Raw genomic sequence first — 22,365 nt, 5'->3', positions numbered from 1 at the left:
AAAAATTCAATCAATACGAATTTTTTCTGCTTTTATTTTTAAAATAATTTTTCTACAATTCGTTTTGCTGCATTACCTTTTTCAAATGAACAGAATTTGTCGTAGAATTTATCATATTTTTCTTGATAGCTTTTATTTATTGTTTCAATGTTTTTAATAGAATCAATTAAAGTTTCATTGTCTTTTAGCAATGGTCCGGGTGCTTCATCTTCAAAATTCATATAGAATCCTCTTAAGTTATCTTTATAATGATCTAAGTCATAAGTGAAAAATAGTAATGGCTTTCTTGTATTCGCAAAGTCAAACATTACTGATGAGTAATCAGTAATACATATATCACTGATTAAATATAAATCGCTAATTTCTTCGTAATCAGCAACATTATAAATAAAGTCTTCTAATGATTTATCTATAATTATTTTATTGCTAATTATGATATGAGGTCTTAGCAATAACACGTACTCGTCACCTAGTCGTTCTTTCATTTGATGTAAATCTAATTTTAAATTGATGAGATGTTTTTTAGCAGCAGAAACTTCATCATCTCTAAATGTTGGTGCATACAATATCACTTTTTTATCTTTTGGTATAGATAATTTTCGTTTAATTGTCTTTCTCTGTTCTTCTATTAATTTTTCATCTTGGTAGAATATATCATTTCTCGGATAACCCACTTCTAACATTTCTTTATTAAATCTAAATGCTGATTTAAAGCATTCTGTAGCATATGGACTTGGAGAAACTAAATAATCCCATTTAGAAACTGACTCATTAATACGATTAATATAACCTTCGTCTCTACCTTTAAACTCGTCTACATCGTTTAACATCTTCTTAAGTGGAGTACCATGCCACGTTTGAATAAATACAGTTTGTTTTTTCTTTTTAATGTAATAAGGGAAGTTTTGATTGTTTATCCAATATTTCGCAATCGATAAGTATCTATAATAGTCTGGGCTTAACCTTTTAACTGTAATGACATTTTCATCGTCAAATGGATAAATTTTATTTGTTACCCATACAATTTTGTATCCTTTGTCTAATTGCTTAATTTGATCATAAATCATTTTCGGACTATCCGTAACTTGTTTTCCTAAATTACTTTCAATTACGATTAGCTTTTCATCAATTTTTGCAAACCTCACTAAAAACTTATTCATATATGACATTGCATCAAAATATCGTTTATTTTTTCTAAATCTCATAAATATATGTTGTGATAATATATCATATTTAAGTATATCTTTAATTTTATTTTTACGCTTAAAATCTTTTGCTGCTTGGTAAATTCTCTTAGAGTTATCAGTATCTTTATGTTCAATAAAATTATTAGCTTTTTTAATAATAGATGCTTCATTTATGAAATTATTATCAATATATTCTTTTGTCGCTACTAGTACATCTTCTGCTTCATCATATATTCTACCAGGCAATTCTTCATCTAAATCAAGATGTGATGGTAAATTACCTATAAATCTATCCCTATCAAATTGATAGTAAATAACTGGTCTTTCTAAAAAGCTAAAATCAAATGCTACGCTCGAGTAATCCGTAATCATTAATTTACTTTCTTTAATTAATAATTGTACATCTACTTCACCTTGTCTAATAACCTTAATGTAGTCAGGTATATTAAACAGATCGACAAATGCTTGCATATTTGGATGTAAACAGAAAATTATATCTATATTTTGTTTGTTTGCTATCTGTTCCCATTCTGGTTTGTTTAATAAATCATTATAGTATTGTAGATAATCTGATTCTAATAAACTATTGATGTTAGTTATCCAATCTCTCCATGTCGGTATAATGAGTATTTGATTCTTTTGAGTTACATTATCCTTAAATAATTCATCAAATCTAGATAAGCCCGTTGATTTAATTTGGTAGTCATCGAATAATAAATCTCTATTTACAATTTGTTTCTCTCTTGGTGAACTTGTTATAAACATATCGACGTTAAAGTCTTTTAACTGTTTACCATTAATCTGAGTTAAATTTTTAGTACCTAGCACGCCATGTTGCAAGAATATACGTTTGGCCCTGATTTTTTTGATATAATTTGCTTCGTGACTTGGGAACAACAACTCTGTATGATGCGTACTGCATATTATGTCAGCTTTAACCATTAATTCAAAATGCTCTTTTGATTTAAAGTATATGACGTTACCAAATGGTTCTACATTCTTTCTTTCTTCGGAATCTTTATCTATCACGTAATAAACTTCTTCATTTGGATGTTGTGTTCTCATATATTTAAAGAAATGATAACCATTATCTTGAGCTTTATAAGACTTTTCACCAACGATCCATATTTTATTTTTGTTAAATGTATTTTTTATTAAAGTTGGATAATCGTGCATTAATTTTTTATATGCATTGTAATCTTCGATGTCATATTCATTTATTCTAAATGATAAGTTTCTACCTTTCATTGTAAAGTAAGGTACTGCTGTTTTAATCTTATCATTTTGTTCTATTGATATTTCGCCTTTAGATAATCTCTCCACGAGTATTCTAGGGTTACCTAATTTAACATTAATAGATTCTCTAAATTCTTGAATTTTAATTTCTAAAAATAAATCTATTATATCTTCAGAATCAAAATCGTTAAGTAAAAATTGTTTTAAGTTGTTAATAATATCTACTTCAAAATCATAACTTATTGAATTTAAAGATTTATAGACATTAAATACCGTTGTATTTAATGGAACTTCTATTACGTTTTCGCTTAATCTTGATGTGATTAATAATTTAGCGTCTTCTAAAGATGAATTCTGAAGTGAAAACTTCCCTTTTATAAATGCATGTCTATTGTTTATTGTTATTTTATCTATATGTCTTCTTGCAAAATAAGTCGAAATTGGTATTTGTGTTTTTTTAGTAAATTGCAATACGCCATTTTTTGTTAAGTATGGTGTTAAAGTAGCCTCTTCATTAACAACTGATTCAAAGTTATAAATCTCATAATCATATTTTTTTACGTTTACTTTTTGAATAGATTGAGTAATACCATCTGTTTTTTCAAGTAAGAAAAAGATTGTTTCTCTATCGTATTTATCAAACACATTAAGAATTTCAAATAAGTTGATGACGAACTTGTTTTTTACTTCTGTTTGCTCAAAACTAACCTCATCAAACTCATTTTTTACATATACATTTTTAATATTATCTATTGTTTGATCAAATTCTAATGTTAAAAGTTCTCCTACTTGATATATGTTTAAAGTCTTCATATCAATGTAACTCCTTTTTTGTTTGTAGAGAAGCAATGATTTCATTACCAACTCTATTAGTTGCTTCACCATCATCTAAATAATTATATTTTTTATTAAAATTAATATATTTATCATCTAATGGAAGTGTTTCGTAATATTTATTTTCAATATATTTTATTAAGGCTTCGCTTTCTGTAAAAATCGGACCTGGTAACCCTTCTTCATACGGTGTATAAAATCCTCTAATATCATTTGCATACTCATCTTTGTCATATGCAAAAAATAAAATAGGACGTTTTAAATTAGCATAATCAAAATATACCGAAGAATAGTCTGTAATCAGTATATCACTCATTAAAAATAACTCGTTTATATCATTTGCATTTGATAAATCATAAATGTTGCTGTAATTATCTAATTCTAAATTTTTAGAAACCAAATAATGTGCACGTATAATTAATATATATTCATCAGCAAGTTTCGATTTAAAATCTTTCAAATCTAATTTTAAATTCAAATTATACTGACCTTTTTCTTCTCTATCATTATCTCTCCATGTAGGCGCATATAATATAACTTTTTTACCAGAAGGAATATTATGTTTTTTCTTCAATTCATTTATATAATTTTTATGATTGAAATTGATTAAGTCATCATTACGTGGGTAACCTAATGTTAAGATTTGGTCATCTTTCAGCTTGAAAGCTGATTTAAATCTACTTGTAGCAATTTCACTAGGTGATATTAAATAATCCCAACGCTCAGTTTCTTTCGTGAACCCATATAAATATTCTTCTAAAGTAACGTCTGGTATCGAGATAACAGTTTGATCATTTGCTAATTTCTTTAATGGTGTACCATGCCAAGTTTGAATATAAATTTGATTAGATTTCTTTTCTATTTGCGGAGATAATCTAATGTTAGATATCCATATTTTAGCTTTATTATACAATTTAAAATATTCTTTTGTATTTTTGTTTACCGTTTGAATATTTAACTTATTTAATTCATTTTTTAATTTCTCATCGTCCACTACTACTACATGTTCATATCCTTTTAATTGGCTAGATAAATATTGATAGAGTTTTTTGGGAGAATCGGAGAATGCTTTTCCACTAAATGATTCATAAATAATTATGTTTTCTATTTTCTGTGGAATGATCATTGCAGAATAATAATTCGATTTCAAAGAACTCAATAATTTCCTGATACGTGAGAATAAATAAGAAAAATAAAATTTTCCTTGGCTCATAAATTTGATTTCTAAATACTTAAAGAAACTTTTCTTTGAAGTTTGATATTCCATCTTATTTATTAATCGTATAAATTGGTCTTTATTGTTAAGTATAAAATCATATTTATAAGGAAAAAGAGGATTCAGCACTTTGTCTAAATACGTATTTAATTTAATCTTACCGTCTTGATTTATTTCATTTTTATTATAAAATATTATCGTTTCTTTAAACGATTCCTCGGTCATTAAAAAAAGTTTCTTATTCATACATACTCCTCTTATTTTAGTTTCAACTGAATTTAATATCCGTTTATATAATACACTAATAATAAACACTATAAAACTAAGGACACGTGTAAAAATATGATTTATTCAAATAGTGATTATATCATTTTAAATATTAACATCATTTTTACTAAGTATACAAATTGTTTACATATATTTATTTATGTATTAAGCTTTAATATATATTAAATGAGGTGAAAATATGCGTAGAGTTATCACATATGGTACATATGATTTATTACATTATGGTCACATTGAACTTTTGAGAAGAGCAAAGCAATATGGTGATTATTTAATTGTTGCTCTATCTACTGATGAGTTTAATAAAATAAAAAGCAAAAAATCTTACTATAATTTCGAACAAAGAAAAATGATGCTTGAATCCATTAGATATGTTGACTTAGTTATCCCTGAGAACAATTGGGAACAAAAAGTTGATGATGTAAAAACTTTCAAAGTGGATACTTTCTTAATGGGTCATGATTGGGAAGGCAAATTTGACTTCTTAAAAGACGAATGCGAAGTTATTTATTTAAAAAGAACAGAAGGTATTTCAACTACTCAAATTAAAAAAGAATTATATGGCAACGAATAGAACACATTATGTGTTCTATTTTTAAAAGGAATATTGTAAAATATTAGAAGTAATGTATTTATAAGTAAAATAGGAGTAACAAATGAAAAATATACTATTAATATTAATGAGTTTAATCATTGTAGCTTTAATTGTTTATATATCATTGAACATCAAATGTTCAAAAGTTGAGGAGCAACAATCAAAACCTATCGCTTCAACCCAAAAGAAAAAAAGTGAAACAAAAGATAAAAATAGCGCTACTAATAAAGAAACTTACAAACGAAAAGATGACGATCCAGTATATAAAGATGTCGATGCATACTTAAAATCAATAAACTTTAATGGAAATGTCACAATATATAGAAAAGATAATACAATGTTTTCAAAAGCATATGGTCAAAAAATCATAGAACATAATATACCTAATGATGAAAATTCAATGTATCTTATTGGTTCTGCAAACAAATTTTTAACTGGAATAATGCTAAGACAATTAGAAGATGAGGGTAAGATTAATATAAATGATAATGTTAATAAATATATACCTAACTTCCAGAATTACTATGCAATTACAGTTAGAGATTTAATGTTTCATCAAAGTGGTTTAGCTAAATTCTCACCTAATTCAAATAGTTTTGGTTTAGACAGTGCAATTGAAAGCATTAAACAAAAAGGTGTTTTACCAGAGAAATATCATCAATATAATTATAATGATGTCAATTACATAACAATTGCGAAAATAATAGAAGTTGCTACAAATAAATCCTTCGAACAGAATTTAAAAGAAAGAATTATTAATAAAGCAGATTTACACTTTACTTCAAGGTATGATGATTTGGAACATGAAAATATTTGGTGCGCGGCTATAAATCCCGGCCTACTCAAAATATTCATACACCTACATATAATTTAGACAAATATGACGGCGCCGGTAACGTATATATGTCCACAAATGACATGACAAAGTTAATACACGCCTTTAGAACAAATCAATTATTAAATAAATCAACTACCCAAAGTTTATTATCAGAAGATGGTAAAAATACTTATCCCAAACCTTATAGGTATGGTTTTTATAAATACAAACATCATCAAAGAGTAAGAGGTATCTTTTTTGCTAATGATATAGTAGCTTATGCAAATAATAATTATATTATTACGTTAGCTTGTAATAAGCTTGATCAGCCTTACGATGGTAATACTGAAAAAGCATTAGAACATATTTTCACTAATATATTGAACCAGCCAATATAATCATTTATAAAAAACAGCAAAATTCTATAAAAGAATTTTGCTGTTTTTTATAATTATTTAACATACTCTATTTTTGTACTACTTTTTTAATTTCATCACCTAAAATTGGTCCAAATGTTTCAGAATAAGTATTCGTCATGTGGTCCATATCTCTGTATATTACAATATTACCTATTATCGGTCGGTATTTACCATTAACTTTAAAATATTCTGAAGGATCAAATTGTGGTAAATCTTTCTCTTCGTTAGATATCTTTTCCCAGAATGCCTCATCTAATTGTCTATTTCCTTTATTCATTCTCTCTATCGTATCTTTTTCACCACGTTTTTCTAATTCTTCAGATACATTAAAATCATATCTAGGAATATCTCTTATAGCCATTACTTCAATGCCATAGTTGTTTTTAACTTTAAGCAGCTGATCTACCATCTGCTGTTGGGTTTTTTCATTTTCTGTATCTGAAGCTGTAACATGGCCTAAAACTAAATCAATATCATCAGCTTTTTCTAGATAATTTTCGACATTTTTCACCCAATCATCTTGCAATGTATTCTCTTTGTATCCAGTTGAGAACCTTGTTCCAGACCTAGTAATATTTATGACTCTAAAGTCATTCTCTTCAGCTGCCTTAATAACGGCACCTAACCAATGCTCTGAATGTGAGCTTCCAACTAACGCAATAGTTGCTTTATAATCCTTTTGCTTACCATATTCACCTACTTTAACTTCAGATTTGCTCATACTTTGGTTACTATTTTCCAAATGAGATTGTGGTAAATCATCAAAGACATTAGCAAATTCAGGTTTGGGTTTGTTTTCTTTAATTTTATCTTTGTCTAAATTGATTGATAAAGCTCCTGGATAGTCTTTATTTGCAACTGCTTTCTTATCTTGTATTTTCACGTATTGATTGTATGATACTAACCCAGTAATTAATAAGATATTAATAAGCGAAATAAACCCTATACGTTTAAAAGCAAGTTTATTAAATTTTGTGTTCCTAATAGGTGTTTCAATATATTTTGTCGTTACAACACTTACAGCTATTGATAATAATATGATGAGCAAACCAGCTACAATTTCAGGATTTAGAAGTTTTATTGTTAAATTATCCATCTTTAAATGTTTTTATTATCTTTTAAAGAAATATTTTTATTTAAAAAGCATTAATCATGTAGTATAGTCTATATATAATAAATATGAAAGTATTATATATAGGAGGTAAAAGATGAAAATCAGAATTTTAATTCCTTGTTTTAATGAGGAAACGATTTTAGATCAAAGTTATCAGCATATTACTGATATTTTAGACAATGATTCTCGAAAAAACAATTATGAATATAACTTATTATTTATAAATGATGGTAGTAGTGATAGAACTATTGAACTAATAAAAAAACAAGCTGAGAAAGACAAAAGAGTTGACTATATTTCATTAAGTAAGAACTTTGGTAAAGAATCAGCAATGTTTGCTGGTTTAACACATAGTCAAACTTATGATGCTGTTATAATAATTGATTGCGATCTACAACACCCTCCTGAACTTATTCCAGTTATGATAGAAAAGTTTAAACAAGGTACTGATCAAGTTATTGCAAAGAGAGATCGTAAAGGAGAAAAATTCATTCGTAAGCTTTATACTAAATTTTATTATAAATTTATAAATAAACTTGTTGATGTACCAATCATTGATGGTATTGGGGATTTCAGACTCTTAAGTAATAGAGTAGTACGTTCCATAGCCATGATAAATGAATCTCAAAGATTTTCTAAGGGAATATTCTCATGGGTAGGCTATTCTCAAGAAATTATAAATTATAAAAATCAAGAGCGTGTAGGAGGAACATCTAAGTGGTCCTTTTTTAAATTATTAGATTATGGAGTAGATGGTATTATTTCATTTAATAATAAACCATTAAGGCTATTATTATATTTTGGCTTTTTGACATGTTTGTTTAGTATAATTTACATTTTATATAATTTTATCAACATTCTTGTTAATGGAATAGACTTGCCAGGTTATTTTACAACTATTTTTGCTGTTTTATTTTTAGGCGGCGTTCAACTTATTTCTATTGGTATAATTGGTGAATATGTAGGTAGAATATATTATGAAGTTAAAGCTAGACCCCACTATTTAATAGAAGATACTAATGTTAATAGTAACAAAGAAACAAAGGAAGGTTACAATGCTAAATAAAATAAGTTATATCGAAGTCATTAAATTTATAATTGTAGGCGTTATCAATACTTTAAATTACTATATTATATATATTTTTTTATTAGATATTTTAACCGTTCATTATTTACTAAGCCATATAAGTGCTTTTATTGTTAGTTTTATACTTTCATATTTCTTGAATTGTTATTTTGTTTATAAAGTTACACCTACTTTAAAAAAGTTCATTAAATTTCCTTTAACTCAAGTTATAAATATGGGGATGCAAACTATTTTACTATTTATATTTGTTCAAATACTAAAACTTAATGCAGATTTTGCACCATTTATAGGATTACTAATAACAATACCTATAACTTTTTTGTTGTCAAAAAGAATTTTAAAAGATTAAACAACACCATATTAAGGAGTACATTACATGCTTACAAAATTTAATAAAATTTCATATATTTATTTATCAATATTTGCTTTTTTTCTATTGTTGAGTTCACTCACTCCTTTAACTGGAGATGATTGGACTTGGAAATCTTATATTGGTATTAAAAGGTTGGAATCCTTTTTCGAAAACTACAATGGTCGCTACATAAGTAATATACTAGAATTAATATTCGTTAGATTTACTTTCGTTAGAATATTAGCTATGGCGATTGGTTCAACATTATTGATTTACTACATGTATAAAATTTCAACTATTAAGAAGAACCCAATATTTATGCTTTATATTTTAGTTTTAGTTTTATTAATGCCTTTATCAGTATTCAAACAAACATTAGGTTGGACAGCAGGATATGTCAATTATGTAATCTCTGTTGTTATAATGCTATCTTTTATAAGGTTATATACAAAAGAAACTTTAACAAAACTTAACTTCTTAAAAATTATTTTTTATTTTTTATTTAGTATTATAGCTATGTTAGTAGTAGAACACGTTACATTATATTTACTTTTCATTAGTTTTCTAATAAATACATTTTATTATGTGAAAAATAAAAAACTAAATGGGTTATACTTTGTTATTCTTATTGGTCACTTAATAGGATCTCTTATCATGTTTACAAATGAAGCTTATATCTCATCAATTACAGGAAAAAACGACTATCAAAAACTTAATAACCATGATAATATTTTTACTAGTGCAATTAAAGTATTTAATGATGAAATGACGTTATATTTCTTTACACATAACGGGTTATTATTATCATTGCTCACTATATTGCTTATTACTATTACAAAGTTAGTTAACAAAAACAAAAAAGTTAATGTCTTGATTTGTAGTGTATTCATTATTTCGATAATTGTTAGTATATTTTTCAATCAATTCAAATATATAAATTCATTAAACAATGTCATACCATCTACACTTTTAATTTGCTCGTTAATCTCTTTAACTATTTTTATTGTTATTAACTTTAAAGGTACTTTGTATTACAACCGATTGTTGTTCTATGTTTTTAGTATGATTATATTAACTCTTCCATTTTTGGTTATATCACCATATGGTGGTAGATGTACATTTGCTAGTCTTATTTTTTTCGTCATGATAATTATAGACATGTCGCAATTCATTTTAAATATACTAGAAACGAAAGATATACATATGAATATGTATATTCAAAAATATGTGAACACATCTATAATTATTTTAATTGTGTTACTTTACATCATTCCTTTATCATTTAATAAATATACTGAAATTAGTAGAGATAATTATTTAAATAATTTAGATAATTATGACAAAGTTATAAAAATAGATCAAATTCCTTTTAAATCGTATCATCATATGCCTGACCCTGTTGAAGGTATATATATGACTAAATTTTATAAAACTTTACACGGTGTACCAGAAGAAACAAAATTATTACCGAAATAAAATTAAAAAGTTTTCAAAATTAAATTTATAAATAAAAACACCCAATCCGTTTAATTAACTATGGAATGGGTGTTTTTAGAATTTTAATGAGCTGATTTACTATTTTTATTTTTCAAATCTCTTAATGTCATTTTAGTTTTTAATTTTATTGCTTTCATTTGGTAAGTTCTGTATGTTTTTTTAGTATGATACATGTTTAATGCTCTAGATATACTAACAAATTTGTTATGTCCTACATGAGTAGATATTGCTAATACTATGTCTTTTAATTTCTCTTTGTGCTCGTTATCTACATCTTTAATTACTTTTAAATAATTGGTCGCTGCATCAAGTAAACTATTTAAATTCTCTGTTTTTAAGTAATTATTTCTAATTAAGAAATATATGATTAGATAATCCATTCTATAACTATAATATTGGGATACATTATCCTCTAAATTCTTTAATATATTTAGAGTTCTTTTTCTCACTTTAGTTGCATCATTTAAATACTTATCTATATTTTTATAACTTGTTGCTACGATTGAATCTTCATTTCCAATATTATATAAATAAGTTAATTCATCTATAATTGTTATCTTACTATTAGCCCAAGCTGTTAAATTAAATGTATGTTCCTCACAAAATGTGATATCTTCATCAAATCTTATATTTTCTAATACTTTCTTTTTATATAATTTGCCATATGGACCTATAGATTGAATAATTTCTGGAGAATGATTTAAATCTGTATCTGAGATTGGCTTCAAGTCATTAAATGTCTTAATAGGTCGTACTTCTTCACCTACTAGATGTGATATTTGCCCAACGACAATATCAGTATTATTTGCTTCTATTGCTTCCACCATTTTATCTACGATGCCCTCACCTAACTTATCATCAGCATCACAAAACATAATGTATTCGCCAGTCGCTATACTTATACCTTCATTTCTTGTCGCTGCAGCACCTTTATTTTCTCTATTTAACAGGACAATATTATCTTGAGATAAATCACTTATTACTTCTGCACTTTTATCTTTAGAACCATCATTAATACAAATAATTTCATGGCCATATGTACTGGAAATAGATGCTATTGTTTCTTTTATTGTATTTTCAGCGTTGTAAACAGGGATAATAATACTTACTTTCATAACATCATTCATCCTTTTGTATAAAATTTATTAACTTTTCAGTTGCATTAAAATCTGTATATTTATGCCACATTGGTTTTATATCTTTATTTATTTTGTTTTGATTTACAAGTGCGAACAATTCGTCTTCATTAAATGCTTTGTTCATCTTTGTCATTTCATAATAATATTCATTTAAACCTCTTTTTTCATTATACATATCTTCATCATAACTATAAAAAATAATAGGTTTATCTAATAAAGAAGCTTCTACACTTAAAGAACTATAGTCTGTAATAATTACATCAGCTATTTCAACTAAAGTTTGGATATCTCGACTGTCTGATTTCTCACTATTTATACTAGGATGTAGTTTAGTGATTAATTGATATTCAGGACATGCTTGTTCAAATGCTTGTTTATTTATAGTTACAATTTGATCTGTATAATCTCTGTATGTTGGAACATATAACGCTATCTTTTTATCTTGTTTAGGTCTCGTTATTTTATGCTTATATTGATCTAATCTTGGTAAACCAAATGGTAACATTTGCGATTCTTTAGCACCAAGGCTTCTTATAAATATATCTTTCATGATATCTGAGCTAACTAAATAATAATCTGTAAATTGATAAACGGATAAATAATTTTTAATTTGTCGTTTATTATTTTGATTAATACTTTTGTCTTCAAGCCCAAATGTTTTTAAAGCTCCAGCTGCATGCCATGTCTGAATAATTTTTTGGTTTTTATTTTTTTTAATTCCGCCTAATAATAAATAATATGTATCGATAATTACTGTTTTACTACTTTTAATAGCTTTAATTTGTTGATATAAGTATTTGTTTTTCAAATTAATTACATTTTCAACATCTATTGATTCTACTTCTTTCATCCATCTTGGATGTGCAATAATCGTTATTTTATAATTTTCTTGCTTCAATGCTTTAATAATCGGTAAAACGTCTTCTTTAAATGTCATAAAAACGACCACATGGTCTTGCTTAATTTTATGATTAATAAGCTTATCCAAGCCATATAATAAATACAAATATATTTGTTTAATGATATTTCTTAACATAGTTACACAACCTACCTAACTTAAGTTGAATTTATAAAATAAGGATTACTCATTTGAGCAATCCTTATTTGAATTATTTAGATTTAAATAAAGTCAGCAAATCTTTGTCTGAATTTAACATGTAGTATCGATCCAATTACAAAGAATAAAGCAATGACGGAGACATTATAAAGAGCTAGTCTCCAATGCTCAACTATGTACCAATAATCATATAATATTGATGCCCTATACGCCTGAGCGTAGAAGTATACGGGATTAAATTTCATAAACATTTCTACTATAGAACCTTTATCAGGTACGAATAATATTGGTGATAAGTAAAATAACATTCTCAGAACTGCTTGCATGGCCATTTGAGTATCTCGAATTAACACACCTAAAGTTGATGTTAACATCGAAACAGAAAAAGCAAATGCATATACCATTGGTAAATATATAACTAATTGAAAAACATAAACAGACGGGAATATTCCTGTAGTCATACAAATTAAAATAATAACTAAAACTAAAATAATATGTCCATAAAACCTACTTGTTAAAATATAAGCAGGAATTGCTGATAAAGGAAAATTCATTTTTGCTACTTGGTTAAATTTGGTAGATATAGATTTTGTGCCTTCAAGAATACCTTGGTTTACAAAGAACCACATACTAATACCTACTAATAGCCAAAATATAAATGGTATGCCGTCGACTGGTTCATTTTGACGTATACCGAAACCAAATGCAAACCAATAAACACCTATTTGTAGAATAGGGTTAATTAATTCCCATGCTAAACCTAGATAATTATCATGGTTAGAAATTTTCAGTTGAAAGCGCGCTAACCTTTGAATTAAATAAAAGTTTTTAAAGTGTTCCTTTATCACTGTTAATACAGCTTGCATTAATATCACTCTTTCGCTTTTACATTTATAACCTAATCATAAATATAGCATCATTTTACGTTAGATGATATATTTATAACGGTTAATAACAGAATTATAGAATATATATAATTTACATTATTCTCACATAATTTACAATAAATTTACTAAATCGATAAAATAATGCATAATAGATATGTTACTAATTTTAAGGAATGGATACAAATGAAAGAATCAGTAGTTATTAAAAACTTAACAAAAGAATATAAAATTTTCAGAACTAATAAAGAAAGATTACAAGACGTTTTTATCCCAAATTTTAAATCTAAACGCTTTTTTGCATTAGAAGACATTACATTTACTGCCTATGAAGGAGATATCATCGGTCTAGTCGGTATTAACGGATCAGGCAAATCAACATTGAGTAATATTATTGGCGGTTCATTACAGCCCACTGAAGGTATTATAGAACGTCATGGCGATGTAAATGTTATAGCTATCAATTCTGGTTTGAATGCACAATTAAATGGCGTTGATAATATTGAATATAAAATGCTTTTATTAGGATTTACTAAAAAAGAAATAAAAAAACTAACACCTGAAATTATCGAATTCTCAGAGCTAGGCGAGTTTATATACCAACCGGTCAAGAAATATTCTAGTGGTATGAAATCTAAGCTTGGTTTTGCAATAAATGTCACGGTTAATCCTGATATTCTTGTAATTGACGAGGCTTTATCAGTCGGAGACCAAACATTTACTAAGAAAAGTTTAGACAAAATGAACCAATTTAAAGAAGCTGGAAAAACAATATTCTTTGTAAGTCATAATATTAATCAAGTTAAAGATTTCTGTACAAAAATAGCTTGGATTGAGGGGGGAAGACTGAAAGAATTTGGTGATACAGAAGAAGTGCTACCAAAATACCAATCCTTCCTAAAAGAATTTAATAAAAAATCGGCTAAAGATAAGAAAGCTTTTAAAGACGAATTAGATGCTACAAGATTTTACGTTAAATAAAAAGATTTCATACTCCCACCCTAATAGCAGAGACTGAGACACAAATGAATGCCTCAGTCTCTTTTGTTATATTGGAAGTAGCTGACTGGATTAAAAATGTACTTATCTCAAGTTTTTTCAACCCTAGTCATTCTTGGCAAGACAATTCTACGAAATCTTTCAAAAAAATTTTCTGTCCCGTTCCTACTTTTTTATTAACATTTCATTATTTCTATCTTTGTTACACCTTCACTATTTGAACATCTTATTAACGTTTCTTGTTCTTCTTTATATAACTTTTCATTTATTGAAATTGGTTGTTTATATTTTATTTTGAAACTGTTCCATTCAACGTTATGTAATAGCCACTCACAAACAAGTTGTCCTGGAACAATTTCATCATGTACTGGGTTTGAATCCTCAATCAATTCTAAATAGTTTTGAACCATTCGATGATCAAACTTCATTAATATTCACTCTTTTCGACAAATGTTTGTTTTATTTTTAAATAAGTTGTTTTATCTTTTGAAATCATTAAGCAAAATGTATGCAGTTTATATTTTTTTAATTGCTTTGAAGTCTCTTTATATAATGTTGCATTATATGGGATGTCTACTTTTAATCCTTTGTATGAATTAACTTCAGTTTCTCTTAATAAAATTTCCTTATTAATATAGCGACTAAATATTTTGAATTTAGGCCAAACTTTTGCAATATACAATGGTGGAACATAAAGACTATCCTCGTTTATAGAAACTAACATTTTATAATTTTCTACATCTTTAAGATTAAACGAAACTTCAATCTTCTCTTTTCCATCGTTTAAATAATATCGCATTTCCCATACCGCCTCCTATACCCATCGTAGCTATGGAATATTCCATTTGCTTCATATGATATAATCTCGTTACTAGTTGTGCTCCACTAGCTCCGTATGGATGGCCTATTGCCAATGCTCCACCATAAATATTAAATTTAATATCTGGAATATTTAACAACTCTTTTGATGCTAGTACTTGTGAGCTAAATGCTTCATTAAATTCAACGACATCAATATCTTTAATTGATAAATGTTCTCTTTTTAATAATTTTTCAACTGCTGGTACAGGTCCAATTCCTAACAAATTAGGATTCACGCCAGAAACAGCACTATTCACAAATTCTAAACCTTCTTTATAGCCTAATGAAATAGCTTTCTCTTTACTCATAATAAGCAGCAATACTGCGCCATCATTTTTCATACAACTATTACCTACTGAGACCGTGCCATTTTGAATAAATGGTTTTAATCTAGATAAAGTCTTTAAATTTAATCTAGGTTTTATACTTTCATCTTTATCAACAGTTTCATTTCTTACTTTTAGTGGTAAGATTTCTTGTAATAAATGTCCTTGTTTAATAGCCTGCAAAGTCTTTTGATGGCTACTATAAGCATACTCATCTTGAGATTTTCGAGATAAATTATATACTTGTGCAACATTTTCAGCCGCTTCAATCATAGAAGGATCGGATTCTTCTGATGCAAATGAAGCTCGCTCATAAAACTGTGGAGGTTCAGTTTCATATATTGATTGTGGTCGTTTTATTCTCCAAGGAGCTCTACTCGTGCTTTCAACACCTCCAGCTATATATACTTCTCCAGCATTTGCTTGAACCATCCTACAAGCATATGTAACAGCTTCTAATCCCGAGCCACATTGTCTATCTATCGTTACCCCCGGTATATGTTGTGATAGTTTAGCTTCTAATAAAGATTTTCTAGCTATATTTCCACCGTTCCCTATCACATTTCCCAAAACAACCTCTTCTAAGTACTCTATTGCTTCATTATGATTATCTTTCAAATAATTATAGAGTGGTTTTAATAATTCTTCAGGTTCCAAATGTTTAAGAATGCCGCCATATTTTCCAAAAGGAGTCCTTTTTGCTTCTACAATAACTGCTTCCATTTTGCACCGCCTTCTTTATAAGCCTCTTCTATCAAATTCCTAGCTATTTTATGACTAGATGTATATAAGAATTTTTGAATTTTAATGAGTTTTGATGGAATTTCATATCGGTTTAAACCTATGCTTAGTAATGTACGTTTCAATTCCACATGAGAAAGAAATGTACTTCCTTTATATAACAAAACCGCTATTTCACCAAATTTATTATGTTTCTCACTTAAAATCATTACCTCATCAATACCATCTAATTTAACTAGTTCTTGTTCTATGATTTCTGGGTAGATGTTTCTTCCTCCTATAATTAGCCGATTGCTTTCTCTACCGTATAAGTATAGTTCTCCGTTTTCAGAGAGAGAAGCCCAGTCACCAACCTTCACCCAATTTACTTCTATATTATCATCTAAATATCCGCTAAAAGTCATATCACTTTTAACGTACAATTTACCTATATTATTTTGATCTTTATCCTTTAATTTCACTTTCACGCTTGGAAATAAATAGCCTACTGAATTATATGCTGCTTTACCATCTATATTATAACTAATAAAACTAGCTTCAGAACTTCCAAAAAACTCAATTAATTTAATTTCAGGATATATTTCTTTAAATTTGTTGAACATTGGAAGAGAAAGTTTAGAACCAGAAGTAAATATAGTCTCAACTTTATTTAATTTTAGATTATGATTCATCATACTGTGTAACATTGTAGGTACTATAAACATTGCTTTTGAATCTGTATTTTGTTGTAATACTTTTGACAAAGATAACGTATCAAATTGTACCTGCCCAATAAATGCTCTACCAGTACATAGTGCATAGATCATAACATATAAAGATAATGAATGAGCATGAGGCCCTGGCGCAACTAACACATCGATATTATTATCAATTAACATATCATTGTATTCAAAAGATTTAACCCACGATTCATGATTTCTCAAATATGCTTTAGGTAATCCTGTTGTTCCTGAGGTAAATCCAATATGCAATATATTTTCTAGTTTTTCTTTATGTGGCACATTATATTTAAATACATTTGATTTATTATTAATCAATCCATCAAGGTTATATTCGTCGATTAAGGAATCCAATCTATCTTTGTTTAAATGAGGGTCAATTACACACGGTATCTGTTTATTGATTAAAATAGCAACATACCACTTTATAAATGATATTGGGTTTTCTATAGCAATACCTATTTTCGCATTATTAGGAAATTGTTTTAATTTATAAACTAAATGATGTGAATCTAGCCATAATTTTTGATAGCTCACTTGGTCATTTCCAACAATCATAGCTGCATGTTTACTCTTGTTTACTACTTGTCTCTCAATTAATGATAATATATTCATAAAAGTGACTCACTTTCTAATTAAGTTAGTTTTATTTTATCACTTTCAAAAATAAATAATAAAAAATACCTTGTTATAAATTAAACTAATTAAATAGCTAATTCATATAACAAGGTATCTAAAATCATTTTGATTTATCTCGTCTTCATATAATCATGCTTGCCTTTCTTAGGCACTATACGTTTTTGAATTTGAACTTCTTTCATAAAGAGTGGTATTTTCATCGCACGTTCAACTCGTTTTAAATCTGTAATAATACGATATAACCATTCTAAGTTAAGTTTTTGAAAGACTTCAGGAGCACGTTTAACGTTACCACTAATAACATCAAATGAACCTCCTACACCCATCATAACTGTGTGTTCAAAATGGTGACGGTTGTAATAAATCCAATCTTCTTGTTTAGGGAAGCCCATTGCAACAAAAATAAAATCAGGATTGAATTTTTTTACTTTCTTCGTTACTTTATAATCTAATACATGTTTATAACCATGTTTATGATCAAATGTAATGTTAGGATATTGTTCTTCTAATATCTTTCTTGTTTCTTTAACGCCTTCTTTTGAAGAGCCGAGTAAGAACACCTTCTTACTGCTAGCATTTGCGATATTCAACATTTCTTCCATTAATTCAATACCAGGTACGCGTTCTTTTAATGGTGTTTTTAAATATTTGGCAGCTTTCACAATACCAATACCATCTGGAACAATATAGTCTGCATGTTTAATGCGTCTTTGGTAATGGTTATTGTTATATGCATAGTGAGCAATCTCTGGATTTGCAGTTACGATAAAGAGATTATCAAATGTATCTTGATTGATAAAATACTTCACACGATCTAATATTTCATTTGCCGTTAGGTTTGCAAATGGCAAACCAAGCACATTAATCGTTTGTGGTTTTATAACATCGTAAGTATTATCTTTATTCAGTACTATTTGCTCACTCGCTCTACTTAAATCTTTTTCAAGCACTTTTGCCATTTGTCTCACCTCACATTCTTCACTATAATTTACACCATTTCCATAAATTTTACAACAATTTAACATTACAACAATTGGTTTAAATAAACATAATTCATTTAAATTGTTGAATTTTACTTGTAAAATCGAGTATGATGTATAATATGCAAAAATAAATAAAGACTACAGACGGAAGGGTATATATATAATATGAAGAGATTCGCAAAAATAGGCTTAATTTTAATGTCAGTCGTTCTTATGATTTTACCTGTTGTATTCGGCCTAATGCTTTATCTTGAAACTAGAGGTGCTATTAATGATTCCTTCCTAGAATCCAATAAAAGCAAATCTTCTTTAAGAGATAAACCAGTAGATCCTAGTTTAGATCATGTATCAGTATTATTTTTAGGTGTCGATGATAGCTCATCAAGACGTGAAGGTGGCCAAAAAGCTAATCAATCACGTACAGATGCTATGATTTATACAACATTTAATAGAGATAAAAAACAAATTAGAATGGTTAGTATCCCAAGAGATACGTTGAGTTATGTCCCAGCAGTGAAATATTATGACAAAATCACACATGCTCATGCTATTGACGGTCCTGAAGGTTCAATGGATAGTGTAGAATCAACTTTAAATGTTCCTGTTGATTACTACGCGAGAATAAATATGGAAGCATTCGTTGAAGTAATAGACGAACTTGGCGGTGTAGAATTTAATGTGCCATTTGATTTAAATGAACCTAACACGGAAGATAAAGGTAGAATAAAAGTCAAAAAAGGTAAACATAACCTAAGCGGTGATGAAGCACTAGCTGTTGTCCGTTCTAGAAAACAAGATTCAGATTTAGAACGTGGTAAACGTCAAATGGAAATGATTAAAGCAATCATTAGAAAAGCGCAAGAAACAAATTCTATTAATAAATTAGATGACTTAGTGAAAATAGTTGGTAAAAATGCTAAACATAATTTCTCTTTCAAAGATATTCAAAATTTAGCAACAACTTATTCATCTAGTAAAGTTAAAATCGAATCTGAACAACTAGTTGGTACAGATTCTAATGTGAATGGTGTTTATTTCTTCAACCCAGATTTAGATAATTTAGTTAAACTCTCAAATAAATTGAGAAAAGACTTAAAATTGTCAACTACTAAGAAAACAGATTTTATGAATTATCTCATGATTCAAGCGTATGGTGATTTAATGCCGTATGTTGAAGTTACTAAAAAGCAGTTACAAGACGGTACAGCCGATACAGATGGTAATGATACCGTTGAACCTGCTGTAGAACCGGCACCTGAAGAGTCTGTAGAACAACCACCACAAGAGCAGGAACAACAAGTACCACAACAAGAAGCAGTACCAGATCAAAATGTTCCTTCCAATGATGCACCTGCACAAGAACAGGAACAACAAGTACCACAGCAGAATGCACCAGCTCAGGAAGCTCCATCTCAAAATAATCAAGGATTTAATCAAAGTGCAGAACCTAGCCCAGACCAATATTAAGAAAGGAGGCATAATATGACAAAGCGAAAAACATACGAAAAATATGAACAAATCAATAAAATGTTCGATGCATTAGAAAATCAAATTGTTCATGCGGGAGATTTATCACACTTCAGAAAAAATCTATATTTCGTTAATCATGAACATCGGGAAAATTATGAAGCTTTAATAGTTTATTATAGTCAAGCTGAAAATGACCCTGTTGTTGATGGCGCATGTTATGTCATTGCGATACCAGAAATATTTAATGTCATCAATATTTTTGAAAATCCACTTCCTTTTTCATGGGTGTATACAGAAACAGGCTTAACTGAAGAAATGCAATCACTAAGTGTGCACTTACAATACCTTGTAGCAGCAGCACTTGAAACAAGTCAAATTCAAATTTTTACACCAAGCGGCTATACAATGGGTGTAACAAATTGGAACATTCACCAACTAAGACTTTTTTGGCAATATACAGCTATCGTCAGAAGAGAAGCATTATAAATATAGATAAAGTTCGGAAATCTCTTTCCTTACAAAAAGCTCACAATCCACTGTTTTTCAACAATTGGATTATGAGCTTTTTTTTATATTTCATTTTAATGTATAATAAATCCATTCACTTTTAGGAGGAAATATTATGATAAAAATAGTTGAAAATGATAAAGAGAAAAATGATGCGCTTAACATTAGAAAAGAAGTTTTTGTAAAAGAACAAGGTGTAGCTTTAGAAGCTGAAATAGATAAATTTGAAGATATAGCTAAACACGTTATTCTATATCATGAAAACCAACCTGTTGCTGTTGGTAGATATAGAGCATATGAAGATGGCTTAGCTAAAGTAGAACGAGTAGCAGTGTTAAAACCATTTAGAAGTTTCGGTTACGGCAAAGATGTGATGAATTTTATAAATGAAAAAGCAAAAGAAGATGGTTTCATTGGAACAGCATTAAATGGACAATCACATGCTAAAGTATTTTATGAAAAATTAGGGTATAAAGCTGAAGGCGAGGAATTTTTAGAAGAAAACATCCCCCACTTTTACATGAAAAAGCTTTTTTAAGTTATAAAAATTATTAATACAAAATATTAAAGTTAGATTACAAATCTGTGTTTTTAGGATTATTTCTTCTAATAACCTTTATACTTAGTATTAAATAATATAATACCTATTTCAAAGGAGATTGTATATGGATAAAAAATTCTATTATAAGACACCCGCAATTGTTGCCATGACGTTAGCAGGTACGACACTTGTAACTCATCAAGTTAATGCCGAAGAAACAAAGAGCAATAAAGATTCGAACATCATTGAACAACACGATAATGCAAATCAAATTCAGAAAGAAAAACAAGAATTACAAAACCAATCTTTAAATATTTCTGGTAGTAAAGAATACAAAGACCCATCAATTATTGGTGACGTTGAAACTACAGAACAACAAACTTCAAATGAGACTACACAAGAAAATAATTATTCCAATGTAGCTAATAATCCTATTGAAAATTCTAGCAATCAAGAAAAGGTCCAAGATGACGCTACATCTGATAATGTTAATGCTGAAGATAATACATCTGACGTAGAGCAAGACTCTGATGAAAAACCTAATGATCAAGAGCAAGCCAAAGATGACAATACTTCTGATGACACTACATCTAATAATGTTAATGCTGAAGATAATGCATCTGACGTAGAACAAGACTCTGATGAAAACGTTAATAATCAAGACCAAGCGGAAGATGACAATGCTTCTGATGACACTACATCTGATAATGTCACTGCTGAAGACAATTCTTCTGACGTAGAACAAGACTCTGATGTAAATACTAAAGAGCAAGCGGAAGATGACAATGCTTCTGATGACACTACATCTGATAATGTCACTGCTGAAGACAATTCTTCTGACGTAGAACAAGACTCTGATG

At 28.2% G+C, this 22,365-nt stretch carries 21 protein-coding genes and 1 pseudogene; 11 read left to right on the top strand and 11 right to left on the bottom strand.

Annotated features, from left to right (window positions below; all coding sequences use genetic code 11):
- Nucleotides 1-38: 38 nt before the first annotated feature.
- Together LQ688_RS12170 and LQ688_RS12165 are read right to left on the bottom strand one after the other, a co-directional pair.
- Entirely contained in the window at nt 39-3,236 is a 3,198-nt protein-coding gene (locus LQ688_RS12170; protein WP_239752826.1) for a CDP-glycerol glycerophosphotransferase family protein, read from the bottom strand.
- Between the two features lies 1 nt (nt 3,237).
- A complete protein-coding gene (locus tag LQ688_RS12165; RefSeq protein ID WP_239752825.1) occupies nt 3,238-4,719 on the bottom strand; it encodes a CDP-glycerol glycerophosphotransferase family protein in 1,482 nt (493 codons plus the stop codon).
- A gap of 220 nt (nt 4,720-4,939) precedes the next feature.
- Here LQ688_RS12165 and tagD point away from each other — a divergent pair, with 220 nt between their 5' ends.
- The 3 genes from tagD (at nt 4,940) to LQ688_RS14045 (ending at nt 6,568) form a co-directional block, all read left to right on the top strand.
- Nucleotides 4,940-5,332 carry a glycerol-3-phosphate cytidylyltransferase gene (gene tagD, locus LQ688_RS12160; RefSeq protein WP_239706362.1) on the top strand — a complete coding sequence of 131 codons (393 nt, stop codon included), beginning with the start codon at nt 4,940-4,942 and terminating at the stop codon, nt 5,330-5,332.
- Between the two features lie 82 nt (nt 5,333-5,414).
- Nucleotides 5,415-6,227 (top strand): serine hydrolase domain-containing protein, encoded by an 813-nt coding sequence (locus LQ688_RS14050; RefSeq protein ID WP_275589837.1) that lies wholly within the window; start codon nt 5,415-5,417, stop codon nt 6,225-6,227.
- A 29-nt stretch (nt 6,228-6,256) separates the two neighbouring features.
- Nucleotides 6,257-6,568, top strand: coding sequence for a hypothetical protein (locus LQ688_RS14045; RefSeq protein WP_345773184.1), 312 nt, complete (start codon nt 6,257-6,259; stop codon nt 6,566-6,568).
- 67 nt (nt 6,569-6,635) lie between these two features.
- Here LQ688_RS14045 and LQ688_RS12150 read toward each other — a convergent pair whose 3' ends face one another.
- The gene (locus LQ688_RS12150) at nt 6,636-7,685 is read right to left on the bottom strand and encodes an SGNH hydrolase domain-containing protein (protein WP_239752824.1); all 1,050 of its coding nucleotides are present in this window, start codon (nt 7,683-7,685) and stop codon (nt 6,636-6,638) included.
- 112 nt (nt 7,686-7,797) lie between these two features.
- Between LQ688_RS12150 and LQ688_RS12145 the strand changes: the two genes are divergently transcribed.
- From LQ688_RS12145 to LQ688_RS12135, 3 genes are read left to right on the top strand one after another with little or no spacing between them, the layout of a single operon-like run.
- Complete coding sequence (locus LQ688_RS12145; protein WP_239706364.1) at nt 7,798-8,769, top strand: glycosyltransferase family 2 protein; 972 nt, start codon at nt 7,798-7,800, stop codon at nt 8,767-8,769.
- The gene (locus tag LQ688_RS12140; RefSeq protein ID WP_147641249.1) at nt 8,759-9,139 is read left to right on the top strand and encodes a GtrA family protein; all 381 of its coding nucleotides are present in this window, start codon (nt 8,759-8,761) and stop codon (nt 9,137-9,139) included. The genes LQ688_RS12145 and LQ688_RS12140 overlap by 11 nt, the downstream gene beginning before the upstream one ends.
- Before the next feature lie 27 nt (nt 9,140-9,166).
- Entirely contained in the window at nt 9,167-10,618 is a 1,452-nt protein-coding gene (locus LQ688_RS12135) for a DUF6056 family protein (protein WP_147641248.1), read from the top strand.
- 83 nt (nt 10,619-10,701) lie between these two features.
- Here the strand turns inward: LQ688_RS12135 and LQ688_RS12130 are convergent, their stop codons facing one another.
- The 3 genes from LQ688_RS12130 to LQ688_RS12120 form a co-directional block, all read right to left on the bottom strand.
- Complete coding sequence (locus tag LQ688_RS12130; protein ID WP_239752823.1) at nt 10,702-11,754, bottom strand: glycosyltransferase family 2 protein; 1,053 nt, start codon at nt 11,752-11,754, stop codon at nt 10,702-10,704.
- Nucleotides 11,755-11,758: 4 nt separating this feature from the next.
- Nucleotides 11,759-12,814: a CDP-glycerol glycerophosphotransferase family protein gene (locus LQ688_RS12125; protein WP_239752822.1), complete on the bottom strand. Its 1,056-nt coding sequence runs from the start codon at nt 12,812-12,814 to the stop codon at nt 11,759-11,761.
- An 83-nt stretch (nt 12,815-12,897) separates the two neighbouring features.
- Nucleotides 12,898-13,701, bottom strand: a complete 804-nt coding sequence (locus LQ688_RS12120) for an ABC transporter permease (protein WP_064205009.1) — start codon at nt 13,699-13,701, stop codon at nt 12,898-12,900.
- Nucleotides 13,702-13,905: 204 nt separating this feature from the next.
- Between LQ688_RS12120 and tagH the strand changes: the two genes are divergently transcribed.
- Nucleotides 13,906-14,700, top strand: a complete 795-nt coding sequence (tagH, locus tag LQ688_RS12115) for a teichoic acids export ABC transporter ATP-binding subunit TagH (RefSeq protein ID WP_147641246.1) — start codon at nt 13,906-13,908, stop codon at nt 14,698-14,700.
- A 194-nt stretch (nt 14,701-14,894) separates the two neighbouring features.
- Here the strand turns inward: tagH and LQ688_RS12110 are convergent, their stop codons facing one another.
- The 5 genes from LQ688_RS12110 to LQ688_RS12090 form a co-directional block, all read right to left on the bottom strand.
- Nucleotides 14,895-15,146: a hypothetical protein gene (locus LQ688_RS12110; RefSeq protein ID WP_070045535.1), complete on the bottom strand. Its 252-nt coding sequence runs from the start codon at nt 15,144-15,146 to the stop codon at nt 14,895-14,897.
- The gene (locus LQ688_RS12105) at nt 15,146-15,517 is read right to left on the bottom strand and encodes a protein vraC (RefSeq protein ID WP_239752821.1); all 372 of its coding nucleotides are present in this window, start codon (nt 15,515-15,517) and stop codon (nt 15,146-15,148) included. Before LQ688_RS12105 ends, LQ688_RS12110 begins: the two co-directional genes overlap by 1 nt.
- Nucleotides 15,480-16,628 carry a thiolase family protein gene (locus LQ688_RS12100; protein WP_239752820.1) on the bottom strand — a complete coding sequence of 383 codons (1,149 nt, stop codon included), beginning with the start codon at nt 16,626-16,628 and terminating at the stop codon, nt 15,480-15,482. Before LQ688_RS12100 ends, LQ688_RS12105 begins: the two co-directional genes overlap by 38 nt.
- Complete coding sequence (locus LQ688_RS12095; protein WP_239752819.1) at nt 16,610-17,980, bottom strand: AMP-binding protein; 1,371 nt, start codon at nt 17,978-17,980, stop codon at nt 16,610-16,612. Before LQ688_RS12095 ends, LQ688_RS12100 begins: the two co-directional genes overlap by 19 nt.
- 134 nt (nt 17,981-18,114) lie before the next feature.
- Entirely contained in the window at nt 18,115-18,963 is an 849-nt protein-coding gene (locus LQ688_RS12090) for a WecB/TagA/CpsF family glycosyltransferase (protein ID WP_016999624.1), read from the bottom strand.
- 189 nt (nt 18,964-19,152) lie between these two features.
- On the opposite strand from LQ688_RS12090, the gene LQ688_RS12085 reads away from it, so the two are divergent.
- The 4 genes and pseudogenes from LQ688_RS12085 to LQ688_RS12070 all read left to right on the top strand — a co-directional run.
- On the top strand, nt 19,153-20,454 hold the full coding sequence (locus LQ688_RS12085) for an LCP family protein (protein WP_147641244.1): 1,302 nt from the start codon (nt 19,153-19,155) through the stop codon (nt 20,452-20,454).
- Between the two features lie 15 nt (nt 20,455-20,469).
- Nucleotides 20,470-20,943, top strand: coding sequence for a DUF2538 family protein (locus tag LQ688_RS12080; RefSeq protein ID WP_016999622.1), 474 nt, complete (start codon nt 20,470-20,472; stop codon nt 20,941-20,943).
- 136 nt (nt 20,944-21,079) lie between these two features.
- Nucleotides 21,080-21,502 (top strand): GNAT family N-acetyltransferase, encoded by a 423-nt coding sequence (locus tag LQ688_RS12075; RefSeq protein WP_239752818.1) that lies wholly within the window; start codon nt 21,080-21,082, stop codon nt 21,500-21,502.
- A 127-nt stretch (nt 21,503-21,629) separates the two neighbouring features.
- A pseudogene (locus tag LQ688_RS12070) lies at nt 21,630-22,365 on the top strand (hypothetical protein); the annotation flags it as partial.

Source organism: Mammaliicoccus sp. J-M40 (assembly GCF_022386395.1).
Taxonomy (GTDB): Bacteria; Bacillota; Bacilli; order Staphylococcales; family Staphylococcaceae; genus Mammaliicoccus; species Mammaliicoccus lentus.
The sequence above is the reverse complement of the archived record's forward strand: the minus strand, read 5'-3'. Positions and strand labels throughout refer to the sequence as shown.